The sequence below is a fragment of the Kribbella sp. DT2 genome (genome assembly GCF_049844575.1).
Lineage (GTDB): Bacteria > Actinomycetota > Actinomycetes > Propionibacteriales > Kribbellaceae > Kribbella.
This window is the reverse complement of the sequence record NZ_JBNCLH010000001.1, coordinates 841834-856715: the sequence shown is the minus strand read 5'-3', so window position 1 is coordinate 856715 and position 14882 is coordinate 841834. Positions and strand designations below refer to the sequence as shown.

Here is a 14882-nt window from a genome sequence, read left to right as displayed (position 1 = left end):
GAGAGGAGGTGAGCGCGATGTCTGGTAAGACCTATGTGCCACCGACTCGTCGTACCCGCGACTGAGCGGTGGCTCCAGTTCCACTCTTGGAGTCGAGAATGACCGAAGTCACCCGTCCGCCGCTCACCGCGGACGAACGCACCCAACTGATCGGCTGGCTGGACCTGCAGCGGTCTTTCGTGCGGATGAAGTGCAAGGACCTCAGCGCCGCTGACGAGCACCGCAAGGTGGTCCCGACGTCACCGCTGATGACGATGGCAGGCATCGTCGCCCACCTGCGCTGGAACGAGTACTCCTGGTTCCAGCTGAACGTCGCCGGCGTCCCCGACACCGGGCAGACCCCGTGGACCGACGACGGGCACGTCGACGCCGAGATGTTCGTCGACGACGTACCGCTGGCCCAGCTGCTCGACGAGTACGACGAGGAGTGCGCCCGGTCGAACGCGACCATCGCCGACCTCTCGCTCGACGCGCTCGAACAGGGCCCGTCGATGCGCGACGGCACCGGCGTCGCCTCGCTCCGGTTCGTGCTGTGCCACCTGATCGAGGAGACCGCCCGGCACCTCGGGCACCTCGACATCATCCGCGAGCTCCTCGACGGCCACACGAGCTACACGAAGTAGCTCGACTGATCTGCCCGGGGATTCCCCGGGCAGATCAGCAGTTCATCCACAAACGGCCACGGGACCTTCTCCACGAGGGATACCATCGAAATCCGAGCGATGGGAGGGATCGATGGCATACCGGCCACAGCTGGCTGCGGCGTTGTCGGGTGCGTCTGTCCGCCAGCTCGCGTACTGGAGGAAGGCCACCACGTCCGGCGGCCCACTGCTCGTCCCGGAGGTTTCGCAGCAGCCTCTGCTGTACTCCTTCCGTGACGTGATCGCGCTACGGACCACGGTCTATCTCCGCAAGCGCATTTCGCTGCAACGTGTTCGCCGAGCCATCCAGAACTTGTACGACCTCGGCGAGGGAGAGCACCTGTCGACGTACCGCCTCGTCGCCCAGGGCAACAGCGTCGTGCTCGTGGCCCCGGACGACTCGCCGGCCATCGACTTGGTCAACCGGCCGGGACAGCAGGTCACTGTCGTGATGTCGGATGTGCTGCAGGCATTCCTCACGGCTGACGAGGTGCTGGTACCTGATCTGATCCACCCGCGCAGAGCCCTTCACGTCGATCCCGAGGTCCGCGGTGGCCACCCCGTGATCCTGGGGACCCGGGTGCCTTTCGAGCCTGTCGCCGGTCTGCTCCGCGATGGTGTTGCCGCCGAGGAGATCTCCGACTACTACCCGTCCGTGGGCGCCGCGGCGGCTGCTGACGCCCTGGATTTCGCCGATTACGTCGACCGCTACGGCCGGACAACCGCGGCCTGATGCGCATCCTGCTCGATGAGGACGTAGCTGTTCAGGTCCTCGATCCGCTGAGGCATGTTCTGCGTGGACACCGCGTCGAACACGTACACAAGCTGGGATGGAGCGGCAAGAAGGACCTCTTCGTTCTGCGCGACGCCGCGGCCCAGCATTACGAGGTCCTGGTCACCAATGACGCCAGCCAGCTGGACGATCCGGTCGAAGCGGCAGCGATCAAGAAGAGTGGCCTTCATCACGTGCGCTACCGCCAGAAGTACGACCTCGGTGTCACCGGGCTTGCACTGGCCTTGGGTGCCGTCGTTTCCGCCATGCCGTACGTGGTTGCGGAGCTTGCGATGGCGGACGGTCAGCGGCTGGTGCGCATCCTCAGCATCGAACCCGGGGGACGGCACGTGACCGTGGACCCAGCAGCTGCCCCTCCTAAGTACTGGCCTCGCTGAGCGCCCGCCTACAGGTGCTGGCCGAAGGCCAGGGGTTCGCGGGTGCAGAGGTAGGTTGCCCAGTTCAACTTTGTCGGGGTGCCGTCGGCGTCGCGGGTGATGCGGAGGAGTTCGCCGATTTCCCGGCCGGAGACGGTGCGGTAGACGTCCGTGGAGACCTGCTCGAAGACCGCCGGGGCGATGTGGTCCGCGGCGGCCGGGGACCTGGCCTCGAGGTGTCCCTCGCGGACCGAGAAGACGAACGGCTGGCCCTCGGTGAACCAGGTGCCGAGGACGTCGGCCAGTTCGGCCGGGACAGTGGTGCCGGGGGTCCACGGCTTCGGGAGGACCGGGTCGTCGTCGAGGACCTTGAGGGCCAGCTCCGTGGCGATCGCGGCGGGGGACGGCGAAGCGGTGGTGTTCATCAGCGCGATGCCCGCCGTACCGGACGGGCGGTGCAGGAACGTGCCGGTGATGTGGCCGGGCATGCCGCCGGTGTGGCCGATGAAGACCCGCTCGCCGACCCGGAGCAGCATGAAGCCGAGACCGAAGGCGAGCTGCCAGCGGTCCAGGTCGGCCATGATCTGCGGCTGGCACATCTCGTCGATCGTGTCCTTGGACAGCACCTCGTCGGTCGGGTCGGCCAGGAACGAGGTCCACCTGGCCAGGTCCGCCGCGGTGCTGGCGAGTCCGCCGCAGGCGTCCATCGCGCCGAGCGAGAGCAGCGGCTCAGGCACCGGTACGTCGCTGAACGGCGGCACGTAGTACCCGGACGCGGCCGGTCCGCCGTCCATGCCGACCGTCGTGCGGCGCATCTCCAGCGGCTGCAGGATCCGGGCCTGGACCGACTCGTACCAGGTCCGCCCGTCGAGCCGCGCGACGATCTCGCCGAGCACCGAGTAGACCAGGTTGGAGTAGTGGAACCGGTGGTGCGGCCTGCCGATCCGCTCGGCCTCGTTCCAGCCGGCGATCAGCTCGGCGCGGTCCGGGAACGCCATCACGTCCCACACGTCGCCGACCGGTTCGCGCTGCATGCCGCTGGCGTGGCTGAGCATCTGCCGGACGGTGACGCCGGCGTGCTTGCTCTCCGGGACGAACTTCTCGACGGTGTCGTCCAGGCTGAGCTTGCCCTCGTCGCGCAGCGCCATGATCGCGACCGCGGTGAAGGTCTTGCTGTGCGAGGCGATCAGGTACTGCGTGTCGGCGGTCGGCGCGACCCCGGGCTTGTCCAGCGAGGCGGAGCCGACGCCGCCCGACCAGGCGAGCTTCCCGCCACGGGCGACGGCGCCGACCAGGCCCGGAACCCGGCCCTTGGTCTGACGCTCGGTGATGATCCGGGTAAGCGCTGTCTGCGTGTGCGCGGCGATATCGGTCACGAGAGCCGACCTTAGCCCGGAGAGGTGGTGAAGGGGGAAGGGGAGCCTAGCGCCCCGGACGCCTGCGCCGGCTTCGCCGACGCGGCGGAGAGTGGCCGGGGGCAGGGGGCCTGGCGCCCCGCGAGAATGTGGCCAGGAGCAGGGTGCCTGGCGCCCCCGCGAGAATGTGGCCAGGAGCAGGGTGCCTGGCGCCCCCGCGAGAATGTGGCCAGGAGCAGGGTGCCTGACGCCCCCGCGAGAATGTGGCCAGGGACAGGTTTTGGGGCCGCCCGTTCTGGACTGAGGAGGGAGGGAGCGCAGCGACCGACCGACGAGGGAAGAACGGGCGAAAAGCCCCAAAACCCGCGGAGACGAAGTCGACGCCAAAAGTAGAGCCGGGGCTGTGGGAGGCTGGTGGAGTGCGCATAGCGGTGCTCGGTCCACTCGCGATGTGGGCGGCCGACGGTTCACCGCTGGACGTCCGCGGTGTCCGGCTGCGCGGACTGCTGGCCAGGCTCGCGCTCGGAGCCGGCAAGCCTGTCGGAGTGGACACCCTGGTCGACGGTCTCTGGGGCAGCGAGGCACCGAGTGCGAACGCTCTGCAGTCGCTGGTCTCCCGGCTCCGGGCCGGTCTGCCCACGACCGAGTCGAGCATCTCGGTCCAGTCCGGCCCCGCCGGGTACACGCTGACCATCGGGCCCGATTGCGTCGACGCCGTCCAGTTCGAGGAGCTCGCCCGGCGCGGGCGGCAACTACTCACCAGCGACCCGGCCCAGGCGCGCACGCTGCTGTCCCAGGCCGACCGTCTCTGGCGCGGCGAGGCCCTGGCTGACCTGCGCGACCTGCCGTTCGCGCAGGTGGAGGCTGACCGGCTGACCGAGCTGCGCCTCGGCACGGCCGAGGATCTGGCCGAGGCCGGGATCGCCACGGGTCACGCCCGCGACGTCGTGGCCGACCTGGAGCGACTCACGCTCGCGCACCCGCTGCGGGAGCGCCCGCACGAGCTGCTGATCCGTGCGCTCGCTGCCGACGGCCGCCAGGCCGAGGCGCTCGCGGCGTACGAGCGAGTCCGTACGACGCTCGCCGACGAGTTGGGTGCCGACCCGGGCTCGCGGCTGCGCGACGTCCACGTGGCGGTGCTGCGCGGGGACGAGCTCGACCCACCGCCGGCCGCAGCCGGCACCGCCGTACGGGCTGCTGATCCGGCGCCCAAGCCCAAGAGCAACCTGCGGACCCCGCTGACCAGTTTCGTCGGGCGCGCCCAGGACGTGGCCGAGCTGACTCGGCAGCTGAGCGACGGGACCCGGCTGGTGACGATGGTCGGGCCAGGCGGCGCCGGCAAGACCCGGCTGGCGACGGAGACCGGCCGGACGCTGGTGAGCGAGACCGGCGACGGCATCTACTTCGTGGAGCTGGCGCCGCTGGCCGACTCGTCCGACGTGGCTCCGGCGCTACTGATGGCGCTCGGCGCGACCGAGTACGTCGACACCCTGCAGACCTCGCTGACGCCGAAGCTGCCGACCAGTCGCTCAGCGACGGACCGGCTGGTCGAGGTGATCGCGGACCGTCGCGTCCTGCTCGTGCTCGACAACTGCGAGCACCTGATCCAGGAGGTCGCCGGGCTGGTCGACTCGCTGCTCGCGCAGTGCCCGCGGCTGCGCGTGCTGACCACGAGTCGCGAGCCCCTCGGCATCTCCGGCGAACACCTGCACCAGGTCGGCCCGCTCGAGCTGCCGCCGGTCGACGCGACCGACGACGACTACCCGGCCGTCCGCCTGTTCGTCGACCGGGCCCGTGCGGTCCGGCCGGACTTCGCCGTCACGGACGCGAACCGCCACGCGATCGCGGAGATCTGCCGCCGGCTCGACGGGATGCCGCTCGCGATCGAGCTGGCCGCGGCCCGGTTGCGGGCCCTGACTCCTCTGCAGATCGTGGACCGGCTGAACGACCGCTTCCGCCTGCTGACCAGCGGCTCCCGTACGGCGTTGCCACGGCACCAGACACTGCGTGCGGTCGTCGAGTGGAGCTGGGAGTTGCTGGAGCCCGACGAGCAGGCGGTCGCTCGGCGCCTGTCCCGCTTCTCCGGCGGTGCGACGCTCGAGGCCGCCGAACAGGTCTGCAGCGGACCGGGTCTGCCACCGGAGGCCGTGCTCGACGTACTGGCTTCGCTGGTCGACAAGTCGCTGGTCGAGGCCGGTGCCGAAGAGCGATCGGTCCGGTACCGCATGCTCGAGACCGTCAAGGCGTACGGCGCCGAGCAACTCGCGGCCGCCGGTGAGGTCGACCAGGTCCGGCAGGCGCACGCGGCGTACTTCGGTGAGCTGCTGCGCAAGGCGGAACCGAAGCTCCGGACCGGCGACCAGCTGGTGTGGATGGCACGAATGGACGCCGACAGCGAGAACCTGCTGGACGCGCTGCGCACCGCGATCGACTCCGGCCAGGCCAACGAGTCGATCCAGCTCGTCGCGATCCTCGGCCAGTACTGGAACATGCGCGGCCGTCCGTCCGAGGCGGTGGCGTGGTTCGAGGCGGCGCTCGCCGTACCGGGACCGACCGAGCCGGTGTCCCGGGCGCTGACCGTGATGCTCTACTCGATCGGCACGCTGTCGAACGGCGCGGATCCCTCCGACTCGGTGACCAAGGCGATCCGGGGACTGGCCGAGGTCCGGATGCTCAGCCGCCGGTACGACGAGGTGCGGCAGTCCGCGGTCGGCTGGTTCACCAACGCGGTCTGGGCCGCCTTTCGGCGCGACAAGGCCACCGCCTTCCGGCAGCTCGAGGAGGCCCGGGAGAGCAGCGACGCCTGGACCCGGAACATGGCCGTGATGATGACGGCGATGTTCCGCGAGAACGAGGGCGAGGTCCAGCAGATGGCGGCCGACCTGCAGCTCGCCCACGACGGCTTCACCGCGATCGGCGACCGCTGGGGCAAGTCGCTGGCGCTGCGCGGACTGGCCTCGTACGCGGGGACCCACGGCGACCACCGGACCGCGCTGGACTCGCTGATCGAGGCGATCCGGCTGACCGAGGAGCTGGGCACCACCGAGGGCATGCCGCAACTGCTCGGGCAGGCAGCGCTCAGCCGCGCCGAGCTGGGCGATCTCGACGGCGCCTGGTCCGACGTCCGCGAGGCGCAGCGGCTGGCCGGTGAGACCGGCGGCCGCGGCGGTCAGGGCATCGCGCTGATCGGCATGGCCGCGCTGCACCGGATGTCCGGGCAGCTGGACGAGGCGCTCGAGCTGGCCGAGCAGGCGATCGCGACGCTCGACCCGGAGGCCGAGCGGATGGCACCGCACGGCGAAGCGATGGTGCTGACCGAGCTCGCCCGGGTGCTGGTGGCCAGAGGCGACCTCTCCGAGGCGCGCCGGAAGGTCGAGCCGGCCGTCGCGCTGGCGCTGACCACCGAGGACATGCCGATCGCGTCCGCCGTGGTCGAGGTCGCCGCGTCGGTCGACCTGATGGACGGTGACGCGGAGCTGGCGGCGCGGACGCTCGGACTGGCCGCGGCGATCCGCGGCGTACGGGCTGTTCCCGATCAGTGGGTCCGGCGCACCGTCGAGGGCGCTGTCGCGGCGCTCGGCGAGGCCGGCTACGAGACCGCGTTCCAGTCCGGGGCGGGACTGGGCCACGACGACGCGATGGACGAGCTCGGCAAACGGTTCACCCTGCCGGCGGGCCGGCGGCGCGGGGGTCTGCTGTCATCAGACTGACCGCGAGCTCGCGCAGGGCGACCTGGACCTGCTGCTCCGGTGGCCGCGGGTCGGCCAGCATCCAGTCGTAGACGACGGTGTTCACCGCGCCCATGAAGGACAGGCCGACGAACCGGAAGTCCTTGCGGGTGATCTCGCCGCGGGCCACCGCGGCCTCGCCGATCGAGGTCACGCTGGCGATCAGCAGCTCGCGGAACGCGATCCGCTGCTCCTCCACCGCCGGGCTCGCCCCGACCACCTCGACGAACGAGATCCGGGCCCGTCGCAGGTCGGTCATGATGGTCTGCAGGTAGCCGTCGACGGCTGCCGTGATCCGCTCCCGGACCGGTGCGTCCACCGTCGCGGCCAGCGCCTCCCCCGTGCTGCGGACCCCCAGCTCGATCACCTGGGCGTGCACCGCGAGCAGCACGGCTTCCTTGTTCTGGAACTCGTGGTAGAAGTGCCGGGTCGACACTTTCGCCTGTGCACACAGGCGTTCCACCGAGGTCGCGGGATACCCGTCGGTCCCGAACAGCTCCAGCGCGGCGTCCAGCAGGCGTTCCCGCCTGGCGGCCTTCCACTCGTCGACCGAGCGTCCGGAGTACCGGCGCACGGAGGGATCGCTCATAACACCTCTTGTCGCTACCCCGTGCGTGACCCGCTCATCTTAGTCACTCAGAGCAAGGTCTTGTCAGCTGGTTATCGGGTGTCTAAATTACTGGTGGGTTTAAGTGAAAACTGGGCTTTTCACTTACCGCTCGTGGAGGCGCTGATGCGGATCACGGAGAAGGTGCGCGCGGTCGGGGTGCTGCGCGCCGCCGGGATGGTCGAGCCGGCCCGGCCGGTGCTCGCGGTGCGGAAGGCACGGGCGATCCGGCGGCTCGGACCGATCGCGGGCGCGGCGCAGGCGGCGGCTTGGCGAATGCCCGATGCGGTGGCCGTGATCGACGAGAGCGGGCGGCTGACGTACGGCGAGCTGGATCGCCGGTCGGGCGCGCTGGCGCGTGGATGGTTGGCTGCTGGGTTGGCGCCCGGAGAAGCGGTGGGGGTGCTGGGTCGCGACCACCGCGGAGTGGTCGAGGCAATGGTTGCCGCAGGCAAGCTTGGCGCACGGCTGGTGCTGCTGAACACGGGATTCAGCGACGTGCAGCTGACGGACGTCGTACGGCGTGAAGGTGTCGGCGGGCTGGTGTGCGACGACGAGTTCGAGGGGATGGCGGCTGCTGTTCGGCGGCTTCCGCTCGAGGGTGCGGAGGGATCCTCGTTGCCTTGGCCCCGGACGCAAGGTGGCCTCGTGCTGCTGACGGGCGGGACCACCGGGACGCCGAAGGGAGCACCTCGGGTCGTGCGCTCACCTCTGGTGGCGGCGCAGTTCCTCGACCGGGTGCCGTTGCGGCGGACCGATGTCGTCCAGCTCGCGGCGCCGCTGTTCCACGGGACCGCGCTGACGCAGTTCATCATGGCGTTCGCGCTCGGGGCGACCGTCGTGCTGCGGCGGCGGTTCGACCCGGCGGCGACGCTGGCGACCGTCGAGCGGGAGCGGTCGACCGCGCTGATCGTCGTACCGACGATGCTGCAGCGGATGCTCGCGGTGGAACGGACCTTCGACACGTCGTCACTGCGGATCATCATGAGCGCGGGCGCGCTGCTGCCGACCGATCTCGGCAACCGGGTGATCGACCGGTTCGGACCGGTGCTGCACAACCTCTACGGCTCCACGGAGTGCGCGGTCGCCACCGTCGCGACTCCGAGCGACTGGCTCGCGGCCCCCGGGACCACCGGACGCCCACCCGTCGGCTGCAAGGTCCGCCTGTACGACGACGCCGGCCGCCCGGTCACCGCGCCCGGGACGACCGGCCGGATCTTCGCCGGCAACGGGCTCAGCTTCGGCGGCTACAGCGGCGGCGGCAGCAAGGAGATCGTCGGCGGGCTGCTCAGCACCGGCGACCTCGGGCACTTCGACGCGAACGGGCGGCTGTTCGTCGACGGCCGCAGCGACGACATGATCGTGTCCGGCGGCGAGAACGTCTTTCCCGGTGAGGTCGAGGACCTGGTCGAGGCGATGCCGGGCGTCGCCGAGGTCGCGTCGGTCGGCGTACCGGACCACGACTTCGGCCGGCGGCTGCGCCTGTACGTCGTACCGGCCGCGGGGGCGGAGCTGGACGCCGAAGAGATTCGGGTCCACGTGCGTAACCATCTGGCCCGGTTCAAGGTTCCTCGTGAGGTGGTCTTCCTCGACGAGCTGCCACGCACTGCCACCGGGAAAATCGATCGCCGCGCCCTTGTGAACGGAGCCGCCCCATGAAGAGAACCACGCTCGCCCTGCTCGCCGGATCACTGATCGCCGGCCTGCTGGTCGCCGCCCCACCGGCCGCCTCGGCGGCCCCGATCCCCGAACCGGACCAGGACGCCTTCTACCAACCTGCCCCCGGCTACGAGTCGAAGGCGCCCGGGAGCGTGCTGAAGCAGCGCCCGGTCACGGTGACCGGGCTCGGGATTCCGCTGCCGGTGAAGGCGTTCCAGGTGCAGTCACGCAGCACCGACGCGAAGGACCGGCCGGTGACCGTGGTGTCGACGGTGATCGTCCCGCTCACGGCGTACCCGGGTGGTGCGCGGCCGCTGCTGTCGTACCAGCCCGCGACCGACTCGCTCGGCGACCAGTGCAACCCGTCGTACACGCTGCGGACCGGGCTGGAGAAGGAGATCCCGCTGCTCGCGCTCGGCCTGGCCAAGGGCTGGGCGGTCGTGGTCACGGACTACCAGGGACCGCGCGACGCGTACGGCGCCGGGCGGATGGAAGGGCACGCCGTACTGGACGGCGTCCGGGCCACGCTCGCCTCACCTGAGGCCGGGCTGTCGGCGCGGACGAAGGTCGGTCTGTGGGGCTACTCCGGCGGCGGACTCGCGACGGGCTGGGCGGCGGAGCTGCAGCCGTCGTACGCGCCGGAGCTGAATGTCACGGGCGTCGCCTCCGGTGGTACGCCGGCCGATCTGACCGCGGCCGGCCGGCAGATGGACGGCGGCCCGTTCGCCGGGCTGTTCCTGGCGGCGGCGATCGGCGTCAGCCGGGAGTACCCGGAGCTGCTCGGCATCTTCAATGCCCGAGGCAACCAGTTGATCGCGGCGATGGACGACCTGTGCGTCACCGAGGAGGCGCTCTACGCCTTCCACAGCATCAAGCAGTACAGCGACTCCCCCGACCCGCTGACCGAGCCGGTAGCCCGCGAGGTGCTGGCCAAGAACAAGATGGGTACGAACGCCCCGACGGCGCCGGTCTACCTGTACCACTCGAAGTTCGACGAGCTGATCCCGTGGGCGGTCGGCAAGAACCTCGAGGACGCTTGGTGCGCCAAGGGCGCGAAGGTTGCCTTCTACACCGACTACCTGAGCGAGCACAACGTCCTCGCCGTCACCGGCGGCCCGGGCGCGGTCGCCTACCTGAGCGCCCGCTTCGCCGGGATCAAGGCGCCGTCCACCTGTTGACCTCAACTTCTCTTGAGGTACGACGCTCTACCCATGACACTGACAAGAGACACTGACGAGGACCAGGTCAGGGCGCTGATCGTCGCCGCGCACGAGGCGCAACTCTCGGCGGCCGGCCTGGTCCCGCTGCACCACCGGCAGGCTGTGCTGGTGAACGTGGCGGGCCGCCGGGTCCTCGGCCGGGACGCGATCCAGGAAGCGATGGTCGCCGCGCTGGCCTCGCCGTTGCAGGACGTGCTGACCACGGTCGACGTACTCGACGTACGGTTCCCGGTCGCGGACCTGGCCGTGGTCAGCTGCGTCAAGACCATCGACGACCGCCGCGCAGAGGCTGACCGGGGCGCGCTGCCGCTGACCGGGGCGCTCACCTACGTGTGCGCCCGGGTCGACGGTGAGTGGTCGATCCTGCTGGCGCAGACCACGCCGATCGCCGGCTGACACGGCAGCAGGGCCGGAGCCCCTCGCTCCGGCCCTGCTGCGGCTCTTCTTCTAGGTGCGCTTGCGGTAGGCGCGGATCGCCAGCGGGGCGAAGACCGCGACCAGGCCGACCATCCAGGCCAGCGTGATCAGCAGCGGCTTCTGCACGTCGCCGCCGAGCATCAGGCCGCGCATCGCGTCGGCCAGGTAGGTGATCGGGTTGATCTTGGTCCACGACTGCAGGAAGCCCGGCAGCGTGCTGGTCTGGACGAAGATGTTGCTGCCGAAGGTCAGCGGGAACATCACCAGGAACGCGATGCCCTGGACCCCCTGGGCCGTCCGCACCTTGAGGCCGAGCCAGACCCACACCCAGCACAGCGACAGCGCGAAGGCCAGCACCAGCAGCAGTGCGAGCAGGCCGTTGCCGACGCCGTTCTCGAACCGGAAGCCGAGCGCGAACCCGGTGACCATCAGGATCGCGATCGAGGTCAGGTACCGGACCGTGTCCCCCAGCACCGCGCCGACCAGTGGCGACACCCGGGCGATCGGCAGGCTGCGGAAGCGGTCGAAGACGCCCTTGGCGAAGTCCTCGTTCAGGGCGACCCCGGTGCCCAGCGTCGAGAACACCACCGACTGCACGAGCACGCCCGGCAGCAGGAACGGCAGGTAGTCGTGCCAGGTCCCGCCGGCCTGACCGCTGATCGCGCCGCCGAAGACGAACAGGAACAGCAGCAGGAAGATGATCGGCTGGAACGTGACGTCGGCCAGCGCCTCGGGGTTCTGCCGGATCCGGACGATGTTGCGCCAGGCCAGCGTCAGGCTCTGCGGGACCCAGGCGAGCGGGCCGTTCCGCCGTACGGCGTGCCGCGGGTCCGCGGTGGTAGGGGTGAGTGTGGCGGTGCTCATCGGCCCGCTCCTTCCAGGACTGCGGTGGACTCTTCCTCGGCGGCGTGACCGGTCAGGGCGAGGAAGACCTCGTCCAGGCTGGGCAGCCGCAGCGCCAGCTCGGTGACGGCGATCCCGGCCTCGTCGAGGCGCCGGACGACGACCGGCATCGACGACCCGTCGCTCACCGGCACGCTGACCCGGGCGTTGACGACGTCGACGGTGGGCCGGGTGCCGGTCGACTCGGCGACGATCGCGGCGACCCGCTCGAGGTGACCGGGCTCGGCCGGGCTGACGTCGAGCGACTGCTTGCCGGCCTGCGCCTTGAGCTCGGCCGGGCGTCCGGCGGCCACGACCCGGCCCTTGTCGAAGACCATGATCGAGTCGGCCAGCGCGTCGGCCTCCTCCAGGTACTGGGTGGTCAGCAGGACCGTCGTACCGTCGAGGACCAGGTTACGGACGGTCTCCCAGACGCCGTTGCGGGCGTGCGGGTCCAGCCCGGTGGTCGGCTCGTCCAGGTACAGGATGCTCGGGTTGCCGACCAGGCTCGCGGCGAGGTCGAGCCGGCGGCGCATGCCGCCGGAGTAGGTCTTGGCGATCCGGTCGCCGGCGTCGCTCAACTCGAAGCGCTCGAGCAGCTCGGCGGCGCGGCTCCTGGCCTCCGGGCGGGACATCCCGATCAGCCGGCCGATCATGACCAGGTTACGGCGGCCGGACATGTCCTCGTCGACCGAGGCGTACTGTCCGGTCAGGCCGATGATCTCCCGGACCCGGCCGGCCTCCTTGACCACGTCGAACCCGCCGACCGTCGCGTGCCCGGCGTCCGGCGTCAGCAGGGTGCCGAGGATCCGGACGGCGGTGGTCTTGCCCGCCCCGTTCGGTCCCAGCACGCCGAGCACGGTGCCGGTCGGCACGGTCAGGTCGACGCCGTCCAGCGCGACCGTGCTGCCATATTTCTTGACCAGGCCTTCCGCCACGATGGCGGGCTGGTTCGTTGTGGACATTCGGTGCCTCCAGATGACTTCGTGTCTCTGGGAACCACAGTCCACCCCCGCGCTGGCACCGCCCTGTCAGCGGGCTGAGAGCCCGTCTCAGCCCGCTGTCGCAGCCCTGGGATCAGCCCTTGAGCGGCATGATCCGGTTGGCCAGCAGCGCCTGGTAGGCCTCCGGGTTGTACCGGGCCAGGTGACCGCGGGCCTTGCGCCGGTACTTGAGGATCTGCCGGGTGCCGATCGCCCACAGCACGTACTGGAACGCCAGCGCGAACTTGAAGTCACCGATCTCCTGCGGAGCGCCACCGGACGACACGTCCAGCAGCACGCCGACCATGCCGATGCAGATCAGCGTCGCGATGAAGCCGCCGGTGTTCACCATCCCGTTCGCCGCCCCGAAACGCGTCGACGGATTGAACGTCCGGGCGTAGTCCAGCCCGAGCATCGACCCCGGCCCACCAGCAGCCTGTACGACGATCAGCAGCAACAGCACCGGCATCGGAGCCTGCCCCGGCCAGACCAGCACGACGGTCCACATCAGGACCGACCCGGTGATCACGGCCAGCACGATCCAGGACCGGTAGAACGGGAAGCGCGCGGCGTACCGGCCGACCAGCGGACCGTAGAACAGGCCGGCGAGCACCGGCAGGATCAGCAGCGACGCGGCCGTCGTCGGCGACAGTCCCTGCCCGCGGACGAGGAACGGGTAGCCCCAGAGCAGCCCGAAGGTGGAGCCGCTGAAGCTCGTGGTGAAGTGCGTCCACAGGCCGAGGCGAGTGCCCGGCTCGCGCCAGGCGCGGCGCAGGTTGTTGCGGACCTCGGTCAGCGACTGCTTGGCGCGGTGCAGCGGTTCGTCGTACGGGGTGTCCTTGATCAGGAACAGGACGGCGACGCCGGTGACCAGGCTGAGCACGCTGGCGCCGGCGAACGTGCCGGTCCAGCCGAAGGCGTGGAAGGCCGCGGCCATCGGGACCGTCGAGACGATCGCGCCGATGCCGCCGAGCATGCCGGTGGCCTGCGACATCACCGGCTGCCGCAGCGCGGGGAACCAGGACATGACGACCCGGAGCACGCTGATGAAGACCAGCGCGTCACCGACGCCGAGCACCGCCCGGGCCGCGAGCGCCGCCGGGTAGGACTCGACCAGGCTGAACGCCGACTGAGCCAGGAAGAGCAGGCCGGACGCGGTGATCAGCAGCCGCTTGGAGCCGTACCGGTCGAGCAGGATGCCGACCGGGACCTGCATCGCGGCGTACACAGTGAGCTGTACGACGGTGAAGCTGGCCAGCGCCGACGCGGAGATGTGGAAGCGCTCGGCCGCCTGCAGACCCGCGACGCTCATCGAGCCGCGGTGCAGCACGGTCACCAGGTAGGTGAAGACGGCAGCCGCCCACACCGCCCAGGCTCGCCGACCGCCCAGGGGGAAGAGGAGCTCGGTCACCGCACCCCTCGCAGATCCGCCGCGGCGACCTCGATGTGGGACACGACGAGCTCGCGGAACCGCTTCACGCTGTTGCCGCCGAGCGCCTCGATCATCTCCGCGTGGGCGACGATCGACTTGTCCATCCGGGCCGGTTGCACCTCGATCCCCGGCACGCCCATCCGGACCTGGCGGTCGCGGAGGCTGTTGTAGAGCTTGGCGAGGATCTCGTTCCCGGCCGCGCCGACGATCGCTTCGTGGAAGGCCCGGTCGGCCTCCAGAAAGCTCTTCGCGTCGCCCGCCTTGCGGTGCGCGCGCATCTCGTCGACCTTCGCGGTCAGCACCTCGATCAGCTGCTTGCGCCGCGGCCAGACCTTCGAGGCCGCGTGCGTCTCGAGCAGCTCGCGCGCCTCCAGCACGTCGTTGATCTCCTGCGGCAGCACCGGCAGGACCAGCGCGCCCTTCTTCGGGTACAGCTTGACCAGGCCGGACTCCTCCAGCCGCAGCAGCGCCTCGCGCACCGGCGTACGGGAGACTCCCACCGCCGTGGCCAGCTCACCTTCGGTGAGCAGCTCTCCGCCCGGGTACGACCGGTCGAGGATCGCCGCCTTCACGTACGCGTACACCCGCTCGGCGGCCGGGATCTTCTCCACCCCCGGCCCCGCCTCGGCCACCACCCTGGCGATCTCTGCTGTCTCGTCACCCAACACCGGCTGCTCGCCGGGCACCCCGCCTGCCACAACACTCCCTCAAACACGACAAGTATCTCTGTTGTATCTATCTTATCACTCGACTGTTTGATCCACATTCTGTGGATAAACCTGTGGATAAGCGTGCGGGGTTTCCCCTGT

13 protein-coding genes are annotated in these 14882 nt (G+C 70.2%); 7 read left to right on the top strand and 6 right to left on the bottom strand.

Going from position 1 to position 14882, the window contains the following annotated elements; all coding sequences use genetic code 11:
- Positions 1-98 precede the first annotated feature (98 nt).
- The 3 genes from ACLQ2O_RS04110 (at position 99) to ACLQ2O_RS04100 (ending at position 1811) form a co-directional block, all read left to right on the top strand.
- On the top strand, positions 99-623 hold the full coding sequence (locus tag ACLQ2O_RS04110; RefSeq protein WP_425827304.1) for a DinB family protein: 525 nt from the start codon (positions 99-101) through the stop codon (positions 621-623).
- A 112-nt stretch (positions 624-735) separates the two neighbouring features.
- Entirely contained in the window at positions 736-1374 is a 639-nt protein-coding gene (locus ACLQ2O_RS04105) for a DUF433 domain-containing protein (RefSeq protein WP_425827302.1), read from the top strand.
- Positions 1374-1811, top strand: a complete 438-nt coding sequence (locus tag ACLQ2O_RS04100) for a DUF5615 family PIN-like protein (RefSeq protein ID WP_425827300.1) — start codon at positions 1374-1376, stop codon at positions 1809-1811. Before ACLQ2O_RS04105 ends, ACLQ2O_RS04100 begins: the two co-directional genes overlap by 1 nt.
- Before the next feature lie 8 nt (positions 1812-1819).
- On the opposite strand, the gene ACLQ2O_RS04095 is transcribed toward ACLQ2O_RS04100, so the two are convergent.
- On the bottom strand, positions 1820-3166 hold the full coding sequence (locus ACLQ2O_RS04095; RefSeq protein WP_425827298.1) for a serine hydrolase domain-containing protein: 1347 nt from the start codon (positions 3164-3166) through the stop codon (positions 1820-1822).
- Positions 3167-3576: 410 nt separating this feature from the next.
- Between ACLQ2O_RS04095 and ACLQ2O_RS04090 the strand changes: the two genes are divergently transcribed.
- The gene (locus tag ACLQ2O_RS04090) at positions 3577-6855 is read left to right on the top strand and encodes an ATP-binding protein (RefSeq protein ID WP_425827296.1); all 3279 of its coding nucleotides are present in this window, start codon (positions 3577-3579) and stop codon (positions 6853-6855) included.
- Here the strand turns inward: ACLQ2O_RS04090 and ACLQ2O_RS04085 are convergent.
- The gene (locus ACLQ2O_RS04085) at positions 6806-7462 is read right to left on the bottom strand and encodes a TetR/AcrR family transcriptional regulator (protein ID WP_425827294.1); all 657 of its coding nucleotides are present in this window, start codon (positions 7460-7462) and stop codon (positions 6806-6808) included. The two genes, ACLQ2O_RS04090 and ACLQ2O_RS04085, sit on opposite strands and share 50 nt — an antisense overlap.
- Positions 7463-7606: 144 nt before the next feature.
- Here ACLQ2O_RS04085 and ACLQ2O_RS04080 point away from each other — a divergent pair, with 144 nt between their 5' ends.
- Genes ACLQ2O_RS04080 through ACLQ2O_RS04070 form a run of 3 tightly spaced genes read left to right on the top strand, consistent with a single transcriptional unit; the run spans position 7607 to position 10755 of the window.
- A complete protein-coding gene (locus tag ACLQ2O_RS04080) occupies positions 7607-9139 on the top strand; it encodes an AMP-binding protein (RefSeq protein WP_425827292.1) in 1533 nt (510 codons plus the stop codon).
- Complete coding sequence (locus tag ACLQ2O_RS04075; RefSeq protein ID WP_425827290.1) at positions 9136-10317, top strand: lipase family protein; 1182 nt, start codon at positions 9136-9138, stop codon at positions 10315-10317. The genes ACLQ2O_RS04080 and ACLQ2O_RS04075 overlap by 4 nt, the downstream gene beginning before the upstream one ends.
- A 33-nt stretch (positions 10318-10350) precedes the next feature.
- Positions 10351-10755 carry an SgcJ/EcaC family oxidoreductase gene (locus tag ACLQ2O_RS04070; RefSeq protein ID WP_425827288.1) on the top strand — a complete coding sequence of 135 codons (405 nt, stop codon included), beginning with the start codon at positions 10351-10353 and terminating at the stop codon, positions 10753-10755.
- A 51-nt stretch (positions 10756-10806) separates the two neighbouring features.
- On the opposite strand, the gene ACLQ2O_RS04065 is transcribed toward ACLQ2O_RS04070, so the two are convergent.
- The 4 genes from ACLQ2O_RS04065 to ACLQ2O_RS04050 all read right to left on the bottom strand — a co-directional run bounded on the left by ACLQ2O_RS04065 (position 10807) and on the right by ACLQ2O_RS04050 (position 14771).
- Positions 10807-11640 carry an ABC transporter permease gene (locus ACLQ2O_RS04065; protein WP_425827286.1) on the bottom strand — a complete coding sequence of 278 codons (834 nt, stop codon included), beginning with the start codon at positions 11638-11640 and terminating at the stop codon, positions 10807-10809.
- Positions 11637-12623 (bottom strand): ATP-binding cassette domain-containing protein, encoded by a 987-nt coding sequence (locus ACLQ2O_RS04060; protein WP_425827284.1) that lies wholly within the window; start codon positions 12621-12623, stop codon positions 11637-11639. The genes ACLQ2O_RS04065 and ACLQ2O_RS04060 overlap by 4 nt, the downstream gene beginning before the upstream one ends.
- 112 nt (positions 12624-12735) lie before the next feature.
- Positions 12736-14052 (bottom strand): MFS transporter, encoded by a 1317-nt coding sequence (locus ACLQ2O_RS04055; protein ID WP_425827282.1) that lies wholly within the window; start codon positions 14050-14052, stop codon positions 12736-12738.
- Positions 14049-14771 carry a GntR family transcriptional regulator gene (locus ACLQ2O_RS04050; protein ID WP_425827280.1) on the bottom strand — a complete coding sequence of 241 codons (723 nt, stop codon included), beginning with the start codon at positions 14769-14771 and terminating at the stop codon, positions 14049-14051. Before ACLQ2O_RS04050 ends, ACLQ2O_RS04055 begins: the two co-directional genes overlap by 4 nt.
- Positions 14772-14882: the final 111 nt, after the last annotated feature.